This window comes from Arthrobacter sp. E3 (genome assembly GCF_017353415.1).
GTDB lineage: Bacteria > Actinomycetota > Actinomycetes > Actinomycetales > Micrococcaceae > Specibacter.
Window position 1 is genome coordinate 1 of sequence record NZ_JAFMPX010000044.1, and the last position, 18,717, is coordinate 18,717.

Genomic DNA, 18,717 nt, shown 5'->3' on the forward strand with positions numbered 1-18,717 from the left:
AGGAAACCAGCCACATCTGCTGTGGCTGCAAAGCCCCGGTCTCCGGGGAACTCCTCCCGATTACTCATACCCCCATTCTACCCCCAACGTTATACAACCGCAATAACTATATGTACTTATATTCGATTGATTCAGCAAGCAATCTGGCCGAACTTAGTCAGCGAGCCTGCCCCGCGGGCGGAAGCGCGCCCCGAGTGGCTAGTGGCCGCGAAACCGGCGGAACAAGGGGTCGACGGTGTCGGGATCTATATTGAGCAGGCCCGCCACTTGTTCGATCATGACCTCGTGCACCAGTTCCCGCACCTGCCCAGAGGTGTCGCACAGTTCTTCCACCGGATGGCGGTAGATGGCAATGACGGGTGGCTGCGCTGGTGAATCCGACGTGGCCCGAATTGCCGGTGTGAACTTGCCCAAGGGGGCTGGGGAGCCGGATGCGATCAGTGATTCCAACTGTCCTGGAACTTCCTCCACCAGATACTCGGCCTGCGCGAGGGCGTCAGGCCACAGATGACGCAGGCGTTCGGCCGAATCCACCACGAGGTCCTCAAACTTCTCGCTGCGGGTCCGGGACGCTGGCAGCGATGCGGGCAGCAGCAGCCCGCGCAACCCACGTCCGTGTCTGTCCCGATGCCGGTCCCAGAAATGGCGGACCGGTGTCTGCGCATCCTGGTCTGCCGCAGAAACTACCGGATGTAGTGCGATGGTCAGCGACGGCTGGCTGTTCCCGGACTTATTCTCCATCAATTCACTGTAGGCCCGCGGCCAGCCAAGGGGAAATATTGCTGCGGTAAGGGTAGTCTTGGGAATCGTGGGAACCCTTCGTCAATGCACCAGATCAGCCTGCCGTGAAGCGGCCGTGGCTACTTTGACGTACGTCTACGCCGATTCAACAGCAGTTTTAGGTCCGTTAGCTACATTTGCGGAACCACATTGCTACGATTTGTGCGCCAAGCACTCGGCACGACTGACGGCTCCGCTGGGGTGGGAAGTGATCCATTTGACGCGCTCAGATGAACCACAAGCGCCCGGTCCTGACGACCTACTGGCTCTAGCCGACGCCGTGCGCGAAGCTGCAAATGCCGATCCCGACGAAGAATCACCTGCTGCAAGACGTGAATTTCAGGGCAGTCTTGAACCACCGGCCCACCTGCCCGCCGGCGCCCCCAACGCCGGACGGCGAGGCCACCTTCGCGTGCTACGCGACTGATTTCGACGACTAATTCCACAGCAGTTTGACCCACTCGAGGGAAAGGCAAGTGCATGGCGAAGATTAGCGAAAAGCTTATGGAACTACTGCGGTGTCCCGTCACCGGCTCCACGCTCGTTCAAGACGGCGCCGCTCTCGTGAGTACAGCCAACGGGCCCGACGGCGCACCCTTGCGCTACGCCATCGATGAAGGCATTGCCTTATTGTTGCGTCCGGAACAAATCACCGGCTAGACACGGCCGGCTTCTGAAAAGTGTCATGCGGCTTTAGCCCCGAGGCGTAAAGGATATTTCCCATGAATTCATCCACATCAGGGACTCTGTCCCCGGCCGACTACAAAATTGCCGACATCTCTCTGGCAGCCGCTGGCCGTCACCAGATCCGTCTGGCCGAGTTTGAGATGCCCGGTCTCATGAGCCTGCGCGCCGAATACGCTTCGATCCAGCCGCTGAAGGGCGCCCGTATTGCCGGCTCGCTTCACATGACTGTGCAAACCGCCGTGTTGATCGAAACTTTGACGGCGCTCGGTGCCGAAGTTCGCTGGGCGTCCTGCAACATTTTCTCCACCCAGGATGAGGCAGCTGCCGCCGTCGTGGTGGGGCATGGCACACCTGAGAATCCTACCGGCGTCCCGGTCTTGCCTGGAAGGGTGAAACGCTGGCGGAATATTGGTGGACGGCGCAGCAGATCTTCAACTGGCCCGGTGCGGGCACTGATCCCAGCCGGGGACCCAACATGATCCTTGACGACGGCGGTGACGCCACCATGCTGGTCCACAAAGGCGCTGAATTCGAAGCAGCAGGTGGCGTTCCCAACACCACGGAGGAAGAGTCCGAAGAAGGTGCCATTTTCCTCCAAGTGCTGCGCGACTCCCTTGCCGGAGACGCGCAGCAGTGGACGCGCATTGCAGCAGGGATCCACGGTGTCACGGAGGAAACGACCACGGGCGTGCACCGGCTCTACCAGTTGGCCGCTGACGGCAAACTGCTCTTCCCCGCCATCAATGTCAACGACTCCGTCACCAAGTCGAAGTTCGACAACAAGTACGGCATCCGCCATTCACTCCCAGACGGCATCATGCGCGCCACCGATGTGCTCATTGGCGGGAAGGTCGCCGTCGTCTGTGGCTACGGCGACGTCGGCAAGGGCTCGGCTGAGGCGCTGAGCGGCCAGGGCGCACGTGTGATCATCACCGAAATTGACCCCATCTGCGCTCTCCAAGCAGCCATGGACGGCTACCAGGTGGCCAAACTGGAGTCCGTCCTCGGTCAGGGTGACATCTTCATCACCACAACAGGCGGCAAAGACATCATCATGGCCGCCGAGATGCTCAAGATGAAGAACAAGGCGATCGTGGGCAACATTGGCCACTTCGACAACGAAATCGACATGGCGGGCCTGGCAAAAATCGCCGGTGTGGCGAAGGTGGAGATCAAGGCGCAAGTCCACGAATGGGTGTTTGACGCAGGCTCTGCTGCGGAGCGCTCCATCATTGTCCTGTCCGAGGGGCGCCTGCTGAATCTAGGCAATGCCACGGGCCATCCCTCCTTCGTCATGAGCAACTCCTTCGCCAATCAGGTCATTGCGCAGATCGAACTCTTCACGAAAAAGGACCAGGTAAAGCCCGAATATGCCAAGGACGTGTACGTGCTGCCCAAGATCCTGGACGAGAAAGTAGCCCGCCTGCATTTGGACGCCCTGGGCGTTGAACTGACGGTACTCACCGACGATCAGGCAGCATACTTGAATCTGGAGCCGGCCGGGCCCTACAAGCCCACGTACTACCGCTACTAGCATCCGGCGCCGCCGGGGGATGGGCAGGGAATGAACGAACATTGGGAACGCATGGGGGATTTCGTGCGGCGTCGCAAGGCTGAAAATCCTGGGCCCATGACCCTGGATGGAACGAATTCGTATGTGCTGGCTGGACCCGGCGCTGCTAGCGTGGTGGTGGTTGATCCGGGTCCGCTGTTGGAGCCTCATCTGGCGCAATTGGCGGCTGCAGGAACCGTGGAGCTGATTCTGATCACCCACCAGCATGGCGACCACACCGATGGCAGCGCCTACTTGCAGCAACTCAGCGGAGCTCCTGTCCGTGCTGCCCTGTCCGCTTTCTGTCATGGCGGGGATCCCTTGCGCGACCGTGAAACCATCCACGCGGCAGGTCTGGACATCACCGTCCTGGCCACCCCTGGACACACCAGCGATTCCCTGTGCTTTGCGGTTGCCCCGGCACTCCGTGAACCAGACACGACACCCATGCTAGGCACGACGCCGGACACCTCCTCCGCACCGGAACCGGCGGTTACGTCGTTGGCCGGGCACGTGGTGCTGACGGGGGATACGATTCTGGGCAGCGGCAGCACCGTCATCTGCTACCCGGATGGACGGCTGGGAGAATACCTGGCGTCGTTGGACATGTTGCGCAACTGGGGTGATGAACACGGCACCGCAGAGAACCCGGTTCCCGCCTTGCCAGGCCACGGACCGGTGCTTGCCAGCCTGGCGAAGGCAGCCCAAGGCTATGCAGAACACAGAGGGGAACGGATCGCCCAAGTCCGCTCCGCCGTCGAACTTTTGGAGAAGGAAAGCGGAACGATCCCTTCCGTACAGGCAGTCGCGGAACGTGTCTACCCGGACGTGCCGGAAAATCTTCTAGCCGCAGCGCAATTGAATGTGGAAGCGCAGTTGGACTACCTGCGCAGTGGAAATATCACAGGACCGTAACCCGGGCAACAGTCCGGTCTCGATCCTGCCGCTGCCCCATGAATCACCATTCGGTGGGCAAACATGCCGTAAAATGGGTAGTTGGCGCACCATTTGCCACGGAAGAAGAACGTTGCATGGCCCACCGAATAGGGAATTTGCATGGCTGAGTTGACCGAGACCGCGAAGCCCAGGCGAGGCTGGAAGATCGCGTTGATCATCCTTCTTGCACTGGCAGTTGCCGGCGGTGGGGTTGGCCTTGCTGTCGCCAATTCTTGGCTGCCCGGGATCGGGAATGCTGCCGGGCAAAACTCACCCACGGTGTCCGCCAATGCCAACACGCAGGGCCCGCAAGCAACTCCTACCCCCAAAATGGCAGCAATTCCGGCTGTGCTGACGCTCAACCCGGCTACCGGCACTGACTTTGTGAACCCGACAAGTGCAGTAGTTGCAACGGTGAAACACGGGAAAATGTTTAATGTTGTCCTGAAGGAAACAGCCACAGGAGCAGTCAGCGACGGCAAGCTCTCCGATGACGGCGGCACATGGACGGCCACGACTCCACTAAAATTTGACACGGCCTACACGTTCAACGTCACCGCCGTTGACACGGTCGGGACCAACAAGAACTCGATCAGCACCTTCACTACGGTTCCGGCATCACATGAGGCAGACGCCTCCATATACCCGGGCGCCGGTGCCACCGTCGGTGTGGCCCAGCCGCTCCAGTTCAACTTCAGCGAACCCGTGGTGAACAAGGAAGCCGTGGAAAAGGCCATCACCATCAACAACGGAGCCAGCCAGCCCGGTGCGTTCCGCTGGTACTCGGACAAGATGGTGCGCTATCGCACCGCGGACTACTGGCCGGCCAACTCGGTAGTCAACGTCGATATGAAGCTTTACGGTATGGATATTGGCAACGGCATGATCGCCAACTTCAACAAGAACTACGACGTCAACATTGGCAACAAGGTGGTCATGGAAGCCGACGCAGCAGCCCTGAGCGTCAGCATTCTCGTCAATGACCAGGTTGCCCGCACGTTCCCGGCAACCATGGGTGACACGGCGTTCCCGTCGGCATCCGGCTACATCGTGCTGACGGCTGACAAGCAGCGCTATGCCACATTCAAGGCTTCAACCATTGGACTCAAGCCCGGTGACCCCGGCGACTACGGTTCAGTCGACGTGCAATTCGCCACCCGGTTGACACCGAGCGGCATCTTCATCCACCAGGCGACGGACTCCGCCATGCCCTATCTTGGCGTCGCCAACCTCTCCCATGGCTGCATCGGCCTGTCAGCGGAGGGGGCCAGCTGGGTGTTTGAGAACATGCACGCGGGCGACATCGTCCACACCGTCGGAACACCCAACGAGACGATCGCCCCCACCGACGGATTTGGTGATTGGAACATCCCCTTCGAGAACTACGCTTCGCGCTAGGACTGTCCGGGACGGCAGCTTGATGCCCTAGTTCCCGCCCGCGCCGTGGCGCTGGAGCTGGCTACGCACCACGGCTGCGCGCTGCGCCGAGGCGGTGAGGCGGTGGAATTCACGTTCACGGCGTTCAGCCATCAAGGAAGACAGGAACACGGCAGGGTCCGTGCCGGGAGCTGGCAGCGGCGCAACGAACTGGCTGGCTTCGTTGGCAAGCTCCAGTCCTAGCGCATGGCGTGATGCCGGGGCCATGGCGGATCCCTGGTTGAGAAACAAGGAGATGCGCCGGGCCAGCGAGTCAGGGAGGCGGCCAATGTCAGCCAGTGCCGCCCAGGGGGCCAGCTGCGGGGCAACGGACACCTGCAGCGGCTTCACTTTTGGTGCGCGGTCCCGAATGGCATATGTGCCGGCAAGCATGTCACCCAAACGCTTGGACTTGTCATTGAATAAGGACACCAAGCAGGCCACTGAACCCAGCGTCATGTAAATCTCCAAAACCGCCAGCAGTGCCCGGATCATGGCATGGCGAAAACGGATGGACCCGCCGTCGTCCCTGACGATCCGCAGGCCAAGGGCGAGCTTTCCCAACGACTTCCCCCGGCTCAGCGTCTCGACGGTGATGGGCACCATGACAAGCAGCGTGACCACCGCAACGATCAGGATGGCCCGCACGGCAGCAAAGTCCACCACAAAGGGCAGCGCGCCCAGCAACATGACCAAGCCCAGTCCAACCAACAAAGTGGCCGCAACGTCGATGGCCGTGGCGAGCGAGCGGGCGGCGAAGGAGGCGGGGCGAAGCTCCAGGACAACGGCTTCACCGGTGATGATCGCAGACATTGAAACAGTCTAGTCACGCGGGAATGCGGAGTTGTCTGCGAAAGTGCGTTGGTCCGCGGAAAGTGTCATGCCGCCGTGGATTGGCCGAGTGTTGTCAGCCACTGTGCTGCAGCAAAGATTGCGAATGTCAGCAGGATCGGACCGGCAAGGATGCCAGTAAGGAAGCTTGGCTGCAGTTCGCTGCGGACAGCCACAACAGTTGCCGCGACCGCGGCCGCCACCAGCACGACCTCCACGCCAACGATGATCAGATAGCTGCGCCAGGAGTCGCCCGATGGGTCGAGGGCGGTGGGCGCCGCCCAGTTTCGCCAACTGAGCAGACCGAAGGCAAGGGCAAGCAGGAGTCCGATCCCGGAACCGATCCCCAGTGAGATCACAGCTCCGGCGGGTGGGCGCTCTTGCGCCCACCCGAACCAGACGAAGCTGAAAAAAGAAAATATCGCCGCCGTCATGAGCAGGTCACGAGTGAAATGGGTGTCCATGAATCAACCTTTCCATGGTGCATCTGCGATTCACAAGGATCATCTTTGAATGCCAGAGCGCAGTCTGGGGGCAACGCCGCAGGGCGCTATGCTGGGGCGGATGGACATGGATGCGTTTACAACAGTGCACAGCCCCCAGTGGGCGCGGCTGGACATGCTTGCCAAGAAACGGAGTCTGACCGGGGCTGAGACCGACGAGCTGCTTGACCTGTACCAGAGCGTCTCAGCGCACTTGTCGCTTATTCGGTCGGTGGCGGCTGAGAGCCAGCTCTCCGCGTCGTTGTCGGCCACCCTTGCCAATGCGCGGACCCGGTTCACGGGCGCCAAATCCAACTTTTTCGTGGACACGGCGCGCTTCTTTGTCATCTCACTTCCTGCAGCGTTCTACCGGATTCGGTGGCTGACGGTCGTTGTGGGTGCCGTGTTTGTCCTCATTGCCACACTGTTTGGCGCGTGGACCGCTGGGAATCCCGGCGTGCTGGCGGCAATGGGCAGTGACGCGCAATTGCAGCAGCTAGTGGAGCGCGACTTTGTTGGCTACTACTCGGAGAACCCGGCGGCTTCTTTTGCCGGGGCTGTCTGGACGAACAATGCCTGGATTGCCGCCCAGTGCGTGGCCTTTGGTATCACGGGCGTGTTCGTGCCCTATGCCATATTCTCCAATGCCCAGGGGGTGGGGATGACGGCCGGGGTCATGTTCGCCTACGACCGCGGCGACGTGTTTTTCAGCTACATCCTCCCGCACGGGCTCATGGAGCTGACCGCCATCTTCATTGCCGCCGCCGCCGGGCTGCGTATCTTTTGGGCGTGGGTGAGCCCCGGCCCGCAGACGCGGCTCAATTCCCTGGCCAAGGAAGGCCGCTCCCTGATGACGGTCGCCGCCGGCCTTGTTTTGGTACTGTTCGTGTCCGGGTTTGTCGAGGCCTATGTGACGCCCAGCCCGCTGCCGGTGTGGGCCAAGATCAGCATCGGTGCACTGGTGCTTGCCGCCTACTGGACCTACACCTTGGTGTTGGGTGGCAGGGCGGTGCGGAACGGTGAGAGCGGGGATCTTGGCGCGGACGACGCCGGAGCCTCCGTCCGCTCGGCCTGAGACTTGCGCCGTGGCGTGCAGTAGTGGAACAAAGTAGGTGGACAGACCGCTGCTGATGGTGACCGGGTGCCTGGGGTTGTCGGAAATTATTTTGGCTTTTCCCCTGCCACACTTATCGCACAGGGTGCACTATGGGGTTATGGGACCAGAGCAGGATGTAGAACGCGGGCAGGTGCCGGACCAGTTGCAAAGTCTGCCCCCGCATCCATGGAGTCGCTTCGTGGCGATGGGGGATTCCTTCACCGAAGGCTTGGACGATCCGGAACCGCGCAGTCCAGGCGGCTATCGTGGTTGGGCGGACAGGGTTGCAGAAGAACTAAGCATCGGTGTTCCAGGCTTTGCTTATGCGAATCTGGCCGTTCGCGGGGAGTTGCTGCATGAGGTTGTCGACACCCAGCTAGGCCAGGCGCTCACACTCAAGCCGGACCTGGTAACCATCCAGGCAGGTGGCAACGACCTTATTCATCCCGGTGCTGACCCGGACAAGTTGGCAGCCCTGCTGGAAGGGGCCGTGGAAACCCTGTGTTTCCAAGGCGTGACCGTGGTGCTGTTTGCCGGGCCCGATTCCGGCAAGTCCACCGTGCTGGGGCAGTTTCGCACCAAGATAGCCATCTTCAACGAAAATATGCGCAGCATCGCCGAACGCAACGACGCAGTCATTGCCGATCTGTGGGCCATGAGTGAACTGCATGATCCGCGCATGTGGAGTTCCGACAGGCTGCACCCTTCGTCCATGGGCCACCATGCAGTGGCAGCCATGGTGCTGGACACGCTCAATGTGCCGCACACGCTGCTGCCCTGCTCGCCGAAACCACTGCCCGGCAAAAGCTGGCGTGAAGCCCGTGCAGGGGACATCCTGTGGGCTCGGGAGTACTTCATGCCGTGGGTGTTGGCAGGAATCCGGCGGCAGCCTTCCAACGGTGGCTTTGGTGCGAAGCGGCCCATCCCGGCGCCGCTTGCTACAAGCCCGCTCACCATGGTTGCCATGGGACTTCCGATAGAGGCGCCAGAGCAGGCGTTTGGCATGCCGGTCCCACCAGAAGCTGCTGTGCATCATCAACTGTTTCACCGCATGAAGTGAAACACCGCCCCAAGGGAGGATCCGGTGACAGTTTGGCATCGGCCCGGGGTGGCAGCACCAGACAGGGCGAAGTGGCCGGTATCGTTTCGAAGTGTGAGCGAGAATTCAAAGAACCAGGACTCAGCCAACAGCGGTGCACAGGTGCCAGCCCCGTCGAAGAAGAATCCGGCACCGGTTGATGCTGTACCAGTGGATCCGGCACCGCGGATCAAGATCGACGAGTCCGCAGAAGGCGAGCCAATGCGTCCGGCTACGAAGTTGCGACCACTGCCCAGCGATGAGGAAATCGCCGCTTCGCTGGCCAAGAGTGTCAGTGAGTCCAACGAAAGACCGGCAACCTCGGGCAAAAATGCCGAAGTGCCCTTGGTACTTCCGTCGGCGGAAGAAGTGGCAAGACGTCAGGCATCCATGGACAAGGCTGCCAACACGAAACCGGTGTTGACTCGCGTCTTCCAGGTGCTTATTGCCGTGTTTTACCCGATCGTGCTGCTGGTGCTCTCGATCCGACTCGTCACCTCCTCGGTTTTTTTGTGGATCGAATACCACCGTCCCGGCTTCCCTGCGGACACGTTTGGATTCACCACTGACGACCGGGTCACCTATGGCTCGTACACCGTGGACTACCTGCTTAATTTTGCCTCTCCGCGCTACTTGGGCGACCTCGTCAACACGTTGGGCAAGCCGTTGTTCCTTGATCGGGAAGTGGGCCACATGGCCGACGTCAAGTCGGTGATCGTCTTGGCATTCCTGACCGGTCTGGTCTTGGCCATTGTGATGGTCATCGGCATGGTGTACCTGCGCCAGCGCAGCCAAGGCGGGATTCGCCGCGGCCTCTTTGCCGGGTCAATCGCCACCTTGGCCTTGATCATTGTGCTGGGCGTGTTCGCCGTGACCGGCTGGGAGGAGTTCTTCACCGAATTCCACCGGATCTTCTTCGCCGCCGGCACGTGGACGTTCTACACCGATGACACATTGATCCGGCTGTTCCCGAGCGAATTCTGGATGGATGCCGGCATCTTCATCGGTGCGTTCGTGCTGGTGGTCGCCTCCTTGACGTTGGCGTTCACTTGGCCCACCAAGGAGCGTCGCCAGGCCGTCGCGAAAGCCAAGCGCCCGGGCCGCCGCGCTGCAGCGGAGCAGTAGCATCAGGAACACGGCGGCGCCACCACGCGCCGGAGTGCGTGGTTGACTGGCCGGGCTCATGAGAAAAGATCACCCGCCAGGTGGAATACTAGCCAGCTGCCTACGATCCGCTCCCCGGGCGGGAAGATCTCGCCCAACCCACGGAACGGATCCCGTAGCCGCCCCATGCACGCGGCCGATCATGGTGTGAAACACATATTTGCATGAGTCATCGACGTTCGAGGACGGGCCGACTCCCGGGGATGTGCAGAACGAACTACAGGTTCTGTCCGAACTAGCGCTGTGACGGCCACGTTCCTCCTGTGGGGCTACACCGCCGGCACCGCGATGCAAACCGCCACCACGTTCACCATTGATTCACTGAAACAACAGGGATATCGGTTCGTCACCGTTGATGAATTAACCGGTCCGGGGCTCCCGCCTGTTTCCGGCTAGATCCAGCTGGGTAGCCACATATGGCGGCGCCAGAGGTCCGCCGGAATGATCTCTGCCGCCCAAATCGGGTAGAAGAACGCGCTGAGCGCCACAGCAAGCACCACGAACATGCCCACGAAGATGGCGCCTTGCTGGCGGCGTGCCGGTGGGTCTCCCACCTTGGCCAGCACCATGCCGAGGACCAGGACCACCGCCAAGATCATGAAGGGCTCGTAGGCGATGGCGTAGAAGAAAAAGATGGTGCGCTGCGGGTAGAAGAGCCACGGCAAAAAGCCAGCCGCGAAGCCCACCAAAATAGCGCCTGCCCGCCAGTCGCGCTTCGCAATCCATACGCCCACCAAAAACAAGATCGCCAGCGAACCGCCCCACCAAATCAACGGGTTGCCCAAGCTGGTCACGGCCGCCGTGCACTTGTCCACCGTGCAGCCGCCCTCACCATTTTCGAAGTTCTTGATGTAAAAGGACGTTGGCCGGCCCATGACGAACCATGACCAGGCATTGGCCTTGTAGGGGTGGTCCGAGCCCAGGCCCGTGTGGAAGCTGTACGCCGTCGAATGGTAGTGCCACAGGGAACGCAAAGACTCCGGAATCCAACCCCATGGCCCGGCAGGGTTCTCTGCTCCCCAGTTACGGTCATATGCATCCTTGGACATGAACCAGCCTGTCCAGGACGCCAAATACGTAATGGCGGCGACGGGTACAACACTGACGAAGGCGAGCATGCCGTCCTTCCAGACCGTACCCATTACCCAGTACTTGATCCCTGCAATGCGCCGGGCGTTCATATCCCACACAACGCTCATCAGCCCAAACGCGGCCAGGAAGAACAGCCCCGACCACTTGGTACCAATGCACAAGCCCAGCGCCACACCGGCAGCCAGCCTCCACCAACGGATCCCCAACCAGGGTCCGTAGAGCAGCGCCTTCGCTGCAACCCTGCCGTCCGCTCCGGTGAGCGAGGCCAGCTTGGCTGCCAGCCGCCGTCGGCCGTCATCACGGTCCATGAGCAGGGCACCGAAGCCCAGCAGCGCAAAAAACATGACAAAAATATCCAGCAACGACGTCCTGGACTGCACGATCGCGTGGCCGTCAATGGCAAAAAGCAGGCCCGCCGTAGCCCCCAAAATGGTGGAACGGAACATCTTCTGGGCAATCAAAGCCAGCACAAAGATGGAGATTGTGCCTACCAGTGCTGCGGAAAAACGCCACCCAAAGGTGCTCTCCGGGCCGAAAAGCCACATGCCAAACGCGATCATCCACTTGCCCACGGGAGGGTGGACCACGTACTCACCGGTCTTCTCCAAACCAGTGAAGATCCCTTGGTTGAAAAGATCGTTGGCCTTTTCGGCCCAATTGCGCTCGTAGCCGCTCTGGAGGTAGCTGTAGGCGTCCTTCACGTAATACGTCTCGTCAAACACCAGTGACGGCGGCTGGCCGAGCCGGACAAACCGAAGCACTCCGCCAATGAGCGCCGTCAGGGCCGGGGCCAGCCAAAACCACAAGCGCATGCTTGGCGGGGTGGTGTTGAAGGAGAAACGCTGCCCCAGCAGCCGGCCCGCCACAGCTGCTTTGGTGAACGCCGCCGCAGGATCAAGAAGCCAGTGGGGGGCGGGAAGTGCGGTGTGTTTTGAATGCTTTGGCGCTTCGGCGGTTGCAACGACGCCCGCACCACCAGGTGGCGGTGCGTCGTTGGAGTCTGGGTCCGGGGCCGCCGGGGCGGTATCCATAGCGTGGGGTTGCACGGGGTCAATGGTACCCAAGTGGGCGGCTGTTGCCGTGGCCCACTACGCTGGTGTCATGGAAGAAGACTTTGGCCAAGACCCCGAAACGACAGAATTGGCCGAAGAAGCCCTTGATGCCTCCCTCGCCCCCAGCACCCGGCCCGGGGAGGGCTTCATTATTCTTGCCGCCACCCCCATCGGGAACATGGGAGATGCCACTGCCCGGCTGATTGCCTGGCTGGGGGCAGCTGACATTGTCGCCGCCGAGGACACGCGGCGCCTGCACCGCCTTGTGACAAGCCTGGACGTCAAGGTCGGCGGGGCGATCATCAGCTACCACGAGCACAATGAGGCCGCGAAAACCCCTGAACTGCTGGCCCAGGTGCAGGCCGGGAAGGTGCTGCTGATGGTCACTGATGCAGGCATGCCTTCCGTCTCAGATCCCGGCTTCCGGTTGGTGAGTGCCGCCGTCGCAGCAGGCGTGAAGGTCACGGCCGCCCCCGGCCCCTCGGCCGTGCTCACGGCGTTGGCATTGTCCGGATTGCCCACCGACAGATTCTGCTTTGAAGGCTTCCTGCCACGTAAATCGGGGGAGCGGGCGGCCCGGCTGCATGATCTTGCTGTGGAAAAACGCACCATGGTGTTCTTTGAAGCCCCGCACCGGCTCGAAGCCATGCTGCGTGCACTGCACACCGCCTTTGGTCCGGCCCGGCCGGCCGCGGTGTGCCGGGAACTGACTAAAACCTATGAGGAAGTCATCCGCAAACCCCTCTCGGGCCTGCTGGAATGGGCTGAAGAGAATCAGATCCGCGGAGAGATCGCCATCGTGGTGGGCGGCTCCCCGGATGCGGACCCAGGCACACCCGAAGATCATGTGGCCGCCGTCAACTTACTCATGACCCAAGGCATGCGCATGAAGGAGGCTGTGGCCGTGATCGCCCACGACGTCCACGTCAGCAAGCGCGAACTGTACAGTGCAGTGCTCGCTGCCAGGAGTTAGGATTTGTCCCGCTGAATGAGGGCTTTGGACAAGTGCACAGTGAAAGCCGTGCGGGCAGTGCGTGCACGCCTAGACACGCCCGTGTGCCGGGAACTACGGTGAACTGGTCAGCACCGCACTGAGTGTTCAGCACACCGCCGCATTGCCGCAGCACCATCTCCAAGCACACTCTTCTTGGAGCCGGGCCGTGGCTCCGGCTTTCAACAAAGGAGTCCCTCATGACCGTGGCAGCCGCCGAACTTACAGAACGCGAAAGCACGCTCCTGGCCAGTGTTCCCACAGGACTGTTGATCAACGGTGAATGGCGCAGCGCGGCCTCCGGGCAGACATTTACCGTGGAGGACCCTTCCACCGGCAAGGCACTGCTGGAAATTGCCAATGCCGGTGCCTCCGACGGCGCTGCAGCCATGGATGCCGCTGCGGCTGCGCAGGACGAATGGGCCGCCACCGCACCGCGCTTCCGGGCTGAAATCCTGCGCAAGGCCTTTGAACTTGTCACGGCCCGTGCCGAGGACTTTGCCTTGCTCATGACCCTGGAAATGGGCAAGCCGTTGGCTGAATCCCGTGGCGAGGTCAAGTACGGTGCCGAGTTCCTCCGGTGGTTCTCCGAGGAAGCATCGCGCTCCTTTGGCCGCTACTCGTCCAACCCCGAAGGCACCCAACAGATCCTGGTGCAGAAGAAGCCGGTGGGTCCGTGCCTGTTGATCACGCCGTGGAACTTCCCGTTGGCCATGGCCACCCGCAAGATCGCCCCCGCCATCGCGGCCGGCTGCACCATGGTGTTGAAGCCCGCCAACCTCACGCCGCTGACAAGCCTCCTTTTTGCCCACGTGCTCATGGAAGCCGGCCTGCCCGCCGGAGTCCTGAACGTGGTTCAGACCACCGACGCCGGGGGCGTGACGGGCCCGGTGGTCAAGGACGCCCGTCTGCGTAAGCTGTCCTTCACCGGTTCCACCGCTGTGGGCAAGCGGTTGCTGGCGGACGCCTCCAGCAACGTCTTGCGCACGTCTATGGAGCTCGGCGGCAATGCCCCGTTCCTCGTCTTCGCCGACGCTGATATCGACGCCGCCGTCGATGGTGCCATGGCGGCCAAACTGCGTAACATGGGCGAGGCCTGCACGGCCGCTAACCGTTTCCTGGTGCACGAGTCCGTCGCCGAGGAGTTCTCGACCAAGTTGGCCACCAAAATGGCTGCGACCACGACCGGCCGTGGCACCGACCCGGAGACAACGGTTGGTCCGCTCATTGATGCCAAGAGCCGCGCGAAGGTGCACGCCCTGGTCACAGATGCCGTGGCTGACGGCGCCCGTGCCATCGTGGGTGGCTCCCCATCTTACGGCCCCGGCTACTTCTACCCGCCCACCGTGCTGGCGGGTGTGGAGCCGGGATCGCGCATTCTCGCCGAGGAGATCTTCGGCCCGGTGGCCCCCATCGTCACGTTCAAGAGTGAAGACGAGGCCGTCGCGCTGGCCAACGACACCGAATACGGCCTGGTCGCTTACGTCTACACCCGGGACCACAACTGCGGGCTGCGCATGGCCAACCGCATTGAAACGGGCATGATGGGCCTGAACGCGGGCGTCATCTCCAACGCCGCAGCCCCGTTTGGCGGCGTCAAGCAGTCGGGCCTGGGCCGTGAAGGCAGCATCGAGGGCATCGAGGAGTACCAGTACACGCAGTACATTGGCTTCCCCAACCCCAACAACGTCTGACGTCCCGGGCTGCAGCAGCCGTGCTGATGTTCTGGCACGGCTGCTTCTGTGCTGCGACCTTCACACGCTTACTTTGGCGCTGCTGCTTTGGCGTTTCCTGAAGAACGACGCCGGTACAATGCTCGCGCGCAATCGTTGCCACACCGTGGCGTGCGTCTGAATACGGAAGATGAGTGTTTCAAGTGCGTCGGCCAGGTCCGGGCGTCCATCCCAAGATTGGTCAGGTGCGGCGGAATCATCCGTTCGGCCGTAGACGGCCTGTTCGTAGGCGTGTAGGAGCAGTGCCAGCGCACCCGGGGTGGAAACGCCGGCCAAGTGTGCGATTCTCTCGGCGTTCAGTGCCGGGGTCAGGGCAGGGTCAGCGGGACTGCCGTAGTCACTGGCCGTAGTGAGCAGTTCACGCCACGCAACGAGTTCCGGTGCCGCGCCGGGAGCAGTTTTGCCGCCGTCGCGCACCCGGGCCAGCCGCCGGCGTCGTACCGCGGCCCTGGTCAGGGCCGGGGCGCCCAACAGTATAAGTACGAGAAAGCTGATTCCTGGAGCAAGCAGCCAGCTGCTGGGAGGGGTGCCCGCGGCGGATCCTGATGCGCCCGCCGTCGCACTGGGCGTGGCCGTGGCGGTCAGTGTAGGGACCTGGTCCACGGCGGGGGCGGTGGGGCCGCTGCCATCGGAAACCGGGGTGGTCAAATCGAGCGAGTAGTCGGGTACGCTGCCGCGGGACGGTGTTGGTTCGAAGGGCACCCAGCCCACGCCTGCAAAGAACAGCTCCGGCCAGGCATGGGCATCCAGACCGCTTGCTTGGAAGCCCTTGAGTTGTTGGCCGTCGAGCACTGCTGTTTCAGCTGTGCTTGCCCCGGGGGCGTACCCCACTGCGATGCGGGAAGGAATGCCCATTTCCCTTGCCATGACGGCCATGGCGGCAGAAAAGTGCACACAGTAGCCGCTCTTCTTTTGCAAAAAGGATGCCAGCACCGCCATGCCCGACCCGTCGTAGTCCCCTTCAACAGGGGTTGCAAGGCTGTAGCTGAACACGGAAGAGCGCAGATATTCCTGCAATGCCACGGCTTTGGCATAAGGGGTAGGGGAGGAACCGGCAACCGCTTTGGCGGTGGTGCTGACAACCGCAGGGACATCCGGGGGCAGCTGGGTGTAGACGGGGTCCACATCCCCCGCTGCGCTCGCGGTGGCTGCTGCCAGCAGGCCCGGGTTGAGCTCAGGCATTTCGCTGTTCACCACATACGACTGGCCCAGCGTGGAGGATCTCCCGGACTGGATGGTTTGTGTGGACGGGTTCCACACCCACTGCCCGTCGAGGTTCTCAACACTGGTGACGGAAAGTGGGCTGGGTAGCCAACTGCTTTGCAGGCCGACGGTGGAAATGCGCGTGACGGTCCGGGTTCGCGGCAGGGCCGGTGGGATGGCAGGGGTGGCGGACAAGCCAGTCACCCCGGGCTTCAGCCCGTCCGGAAACGCGGACGGCTGCCATGACTGCCCGGTAAAGTTTTCAAGCGTGTTCAGCCGTAAATATTCTGCACTGGGCATGTTGGTCAGGTACGTCAAACTGACGTTGTTAGAGGGTGAGCGCAGGTCCACGCCCAAAGCGATCATGGCGTCCAGCTGAGCCACGCCCGAGCCCTTACCCAGCCGCGCGCCTTGGGGAAAAGTGCCTGTGCTAAAACCGGGAATGATCGCCGGTACGGCTGCCATTAACAGCACCACCACGGCGCCCAGGGCCACAGCCCGAGTCAAGGTTCTACTGGGGTAGGTGCGAGTTCCTGTGCGCAGTCTGCCTTCGGGGGCGTACCAGCGGCAGCACCCCAACACCAGCAAAAAACCTGCCGCCACCCAGGCGAACCCCCAAACGTCAATGCCGGCCTTGGTGGTCAGTGCCGGGGGCAGCAGGATCAGGATAAATCCCAGCGAACTGGCCGCTGGCATGGCCACGGTCAGGGCCACGGTGTCAATGGCGAGCGCCACAAAACCCAGCCCGGCAGCCACCAAAAAGCTCATCGACGCTGCAGCGGGAACGGGGGTGGCACTGGTCAGGATCACGTTAGAGGCATCGGCGGTCAGCGCCAGCACAGCCTCTACCGTCCGCGGTGTGGGGATAAATCCCAAAATGGCCGTGGCTGGAAAAAATACCAGGGTCAAGGCCATGAACCAACCGGCCAATGCCCCCAGCGGTGCATAGGACCCCAACGCCGGCCACCGCCGCAGCAGGGCAGGGAGTACCAGCGTGCCGGCAACCACCACGGCTGACGGTAGCCACCAGTCAAAACTTGCAAGCACGACGCGCAGGCACAGGGAGGCGCCCATGACGGCCGCGAACATGGCCAGGGCCAGCATCCAGCGGGCCGAGCCCGTCACGGGCTCCCCCAGCAACCTCCGTGGCACCTGCGCTGGAGGGCGCCCTCCGCCGTCGTGCTGGGGGCCGTTGTGCTGGTGGCCGTTGCGTCCGCGGCTGCTCCCGCTCAGGACCCCGGTCATGACTGCCGTACCACCGAATGACCGTGCCTGTCGAACTGCAGCCACGCTTCCGCCAGTGGCATTCCCTTGGGCAAGGCCACGGCCTGCCAGCCCGCGCTGTGCAGGATCGTCAGAGCCTCCGCGGCCTGCTCAGGTTCCTTGCACAGCACCAGCGCACACGCAGTTTGTGACGCGTCGGCCGTGCCTGCCAACAGCCGGGCCTCGTCGAGGCTGAGCAGTCCGGTCACTGCCACCAAAGGCCCGCCGCGCCGGCCGCGGTGGAGCTTGTGGGCCACCGCATCGCCAAAGTCGCGTTCCCCTGTGGCCGGTGGGCCGGTGGCCGGGAGTCCAGTGGCCGGGAGTCCAGTGGCCCGGGGGCGGGCGGAAGGTGCACCGGCGCCGGGCACGGGCAGGGCGAGTTCCAGGGCGGCCAACGCGGCGGCAACTTCAAGGGCGCCGTGTGTGCCGTTGAAATCCACGGTGTTTCCTTCCAGCGCCGAGCTAGAGGAGGCAAACGCCGGCTGGCCGGCATGGTCCAGGATGCGCACGGTGTAGCCCACGTCCAGTAAATGCGTTGCGATGGACATTGCCGCGACCACCGCGGATTCAAAGACGGCGGTGGTGCGAAGCGAGGGCAGGCCCGGGCCCCCGGACGGCTGCCCGAACGCGAACGCCCGGCGGTCGAGCACCAGCGCTGCTTCAGGGGCTGTGACTGACTCCTCGGCACGCACCATGAGCTTGCCCTGCCGCGCTGTCCCGGGCCAGTGGACGCGCCGGAGCGGGTCCCCATAGTGGTATTCGCGCGTCATGGCATCGTCGGCGCTGGCATGGGCAAGCTCCGAAGTGCTGCGTGTTCCGTCCCGACCCCTGCCATCAGCAATGGAAATGGTGGGAAGCCCGACGGCGGCCGGTGCCACCGCCAGCATGTCACCGGTGTCGAGGCTGCGCTGCAAAAACGCAACGTCGAAGGGGTCGGCGAACTCTGCCGTGAGCGGGCCAATGGTGAAAATGCCACGGCGGGATGGGTGCAGCTGATAGTGGTAACGGCTCAACAAGCCGCGCGGGACCACCGGGTTGGGATGGTTGAACCGGGGCAGGTCATGGAAGCTGACCGGCAGTTCCTCCATCAGCCGCATCTGCTCCCCGCCATGGGCGTGCCCGCGCACGTCAAGCGTGACGGACACGGGCCGGCCAACCTGGGCCAGTGCCGGTGAAAAGCTCCGCTTGACGGAAAAGCCATGCTTCAACCAGTACAGGCCCGCACCGGCAACCACTGGCAGCGCACAGCAAAACACGGCTACGGCCAACAAGTCGCGGCGGCCAAGGACCCACGCAAGTAACAGTGCCAGCGCACCGAAGCCCAGCAGCAACCAGCCCCGGGGGCGGAAAGGACGCACGGA

Annotated in this window: 16 protein-coding genes and 1 pseudogene; 11 read left to right on the forward strand and 6 right to left on the reverse strand. The window is 62.5% G+C overall.

Annotation, left to right across the window (positions count from 1 at the left end):
* Nucleotides 1-198: 198 nt before the first annotated feature.
* Entirely contained in the window at nucleotides 199-741 is a 543-nt protein-coding gene (locus JMA46_RS14755) for a metallopeptidase family protein (RefSeq protein ID WP_207346108.1), read from the reverse strand.
* Nucleotides 742-808: 67 nt separating this feature from the next.
* On the opposite strand from JMA46_RS14755, the gene JMA46_RS14760 reads away from it, so the two are divergent.
* The 5 genes and pseudogenes from JMA46_RS14760 (at nucleotide 809) to JMA46_RS14780 (ending at nucleotide 5,353) form a co-directional block, all read left to right on the forward strand.
* A complete protein-coding gene (locus JMA46_RS14760) occupies nucleotides 809-1,207 on the forward strand; it encodes a DUF3499 family protein (RefSeq protein ID WP_207346109.1) in 399 nt (132 codons plus the stop codon).
* A 53-nt stretch (nucleotides 1,208-1,260) separates the two neighbouring features.
* Nucleotides 1,261-1,440: a hypothetical protein gene (locus JMA46_RS14765; RefSeq protein ID WP_207346110.1), complete on the forward strand. Its 180-nt coding sequence runs from the start codon at nucleotides 1,261-1,263 to the stop codon at nucleotides 1,438-1,440.
* Nucleotides 1,441-1,502: 62 nt separating this feature from the next.
* Nucleotides 1,503-3,001: pseudogene (gene ahcY, locus JMA46_RS14770) on the forward strand (adenosylhomocysteinase).
* A gap of 30 nt (nucleotides 3,002-3,031) precedes the next feature.
* Entirely contained in the window at nucleotides 3,032-3,934 is a 903-nt protein-coding gene (locus tag JMA46_RS14775) for an MBL fold metallo-hydrolase (protein ID WP_207346111.1), read from the forward strand.
* A gap of 141 nt (nucleotides 3,935-4,075) precedes the next feature.
* A complete protein-coding gene (locus JMA46_RS14780; protein ID WP_207346112.1) occupies nucleotides 4,076-5,353 on the forward strand; it encodes an Ig-like domain-containing protein in 1,278 nt (425 codons plus the stop codon).
* Between the two features lie 27 nt (nucleotides 5,354-5,380).
* Here JMA46_RS14780 and JMA46_RS14785 read toward each other — a convergent pair whose 3' ends face one another.
* Together JMA46_RS14785 and JMA46_RS14790 are read right to left on the reverse strand one after the other, a co-directional pair.
* Nucleotides 5,381-6,184, reverse strand: a complete 804-nt coding sequence (locus tag JMA46_RS14785) for an RDD family protein (RefSeq protein WP_207346113.1) — start codon at nucleotides 6,182-6,184, stop codon at nucleotides 5,381-5,383.
* A 65-nt stretch (nucleotides 6,185-6,249) separates the two neighbouring features.
* Nucleotides 6,250-6,666, reverse strand: coding sequence for a hypothetical protein (locus JMA46_RS14790; protein ID WP_207346114.1), 417 nt, complete (start codon nucleotides 6,664-6,666; stop codon nucleotides 6,250-6,252).
* 100 nt (nucleotides 6,667-6,766) lie between these two features.
* Between JMA46_RS14790 and JMA46_RS14795 the strand changes: the two genes are divergently transcribed.
* The 4 genes from JMA46_RS14795 to JMA46_RS14810 all read left to right on the forward strand — a co-directional run bounded on the left by JMA46_RS14795 (nucleotide 6,767) and on the right by JMA46_RS14810 (nucleotide 10,418).
* A complete protein-coding gene (locus JMA46_RS14795) occupies nucleotides 6,767-7,759 on the forward strand; it encodes a stage II sporulation protein M (RefSeq protein ID WP_207346126.1) in 993 nt (330 codons plus the stop codon).
* Between the two features lie 139 nt (nucleotides 7,760-7,898).
* The gene (locus tag JMA46_RS14800) at nucleotides 7,899-8,840 is read left to right on the forward strand and encodes an SGNH/GDSL hydrolase family protein (RefSeq protein ID WP_207346115.1); all 942 of its coding nucleotides are present in this window, start codon (nucleotides 7,899-7,901) and stop codon (nucleotides 8,838-8,840) included.
* Between the two features lie 93 nt (nucleotides 8,841-8,933).
* Nucleotides 8,934-9,983: a TIGR01906 family membrane protein gene (locus JMA46_RS14805; RefSeq protein WP_348770187.1), complete on the forward strand. Its 1,050-nt coding sequence runs from the start codon at nucleotides 8,934-8,936 to the stop codon at nucleotides 9,981-9,983.
* A 282-nt stretch (nucleotides 9,984-10,265) separates the two neighbouring features.
* Nucleotides 10,266-10,418: a hypothetical protein gene (locus JMA46_RS14810; protein ID WP_207346116.1), complete on the forward strand. Its 153-nt coding sequence runs from the start codon at nucleotides 10,266-10,268 to the stop codon at nucleotides 10,416-10,418.
* On the opposite strand, the gene JMA46_RS14815 is transcribed toward JMA46_RS14810, so the two are convergent.
* Nucleotides 10,415-12,145, reverse strand: coding sequence for a phospholipid carrier-dependent glycosyltransferase (locus JMA46_RS14815; protein ID WP_207346128.1), 1,731 nt, complete (start codon nucleotides 12,143-12,145; stop codon nucleotides 10,415-10,417). The two genes, JMA46_RS14810 and JMA46_RS14815, sit on opposite strands and share 4 nt — an antisense overlap.
* A gap of 70 nt (nucleotides 12,146-12,215) precedes the next feature.
* On the opposite strand from JMA46_RS14815, the gene rsmI reads away from it, so the two are divergent.
* Nucleotides 12,216-13,139 carry a 16S rRNA (cytidine(1402)-2'-O)-methyltransferase gene (gene rsmI, locus JMA46_RS14820; protein ID WP_207346117.1) on the forward strand — a complete coding sequence of 308 codons (924 nt, stop codon included), beginning with the start codon at nucleotides 12,216-12,218 and terminating at the stop codon, nucleotides 13,137-13,139.
* A 218-nt stretch (nucleotides 13,140-13,357) separates the two neighbouring features.
* Nucleotides 13,358-14,851, forward strand: coding sequence for an NAD-dependent succinate-semialdehyde dehydrogenase (locus JMA46_RS14825; RefSeq protein WP_207346118.1), 1,494 nt, complete (start codon nucleotides 13,358-13,360; stop codon nucleotides 14,849-14,851).
* A 60-nt stretch (nucleotides 14,852-14,911) separates the two neighbouring features.
* On the opposite strand, the gene JMA46_RS14830 is transcribed toward JMA46_RS14825, so the two are convergent.
* Nucleotides 14,912-17,383, reverse strand: a complete 2,472-nt coding sequence (locus JMA46_RS14830) for a DUF3488 and transglutaminase-like domain-containing protein (protein WP_207346119.1) — start codon at nucleotides 17,381-17,383, stop codon at nucleotides 14,912-14,914.
* Nucleotides 17,335-18,714 carry a DUF58 domain-containing protein gene (locus tag JMA46_RS17660; RefSeq protein WP_207346120.1) on the reverse strand — a complete coding sequence of 460 codons (1,380 nt, stop codon included), beginning with the start codon at nucleotides 18,712-18,714 and terminating at the stop codon, nucleotides 17,335-17,337. The genes JMA46_RS14830 and JMA46_RS17660 overlap by 49 nt, the downstream gene beginning before the upstream one ends.
* Nucleotides 18,715-18,717: the final 3 nt, after the last annotated feature.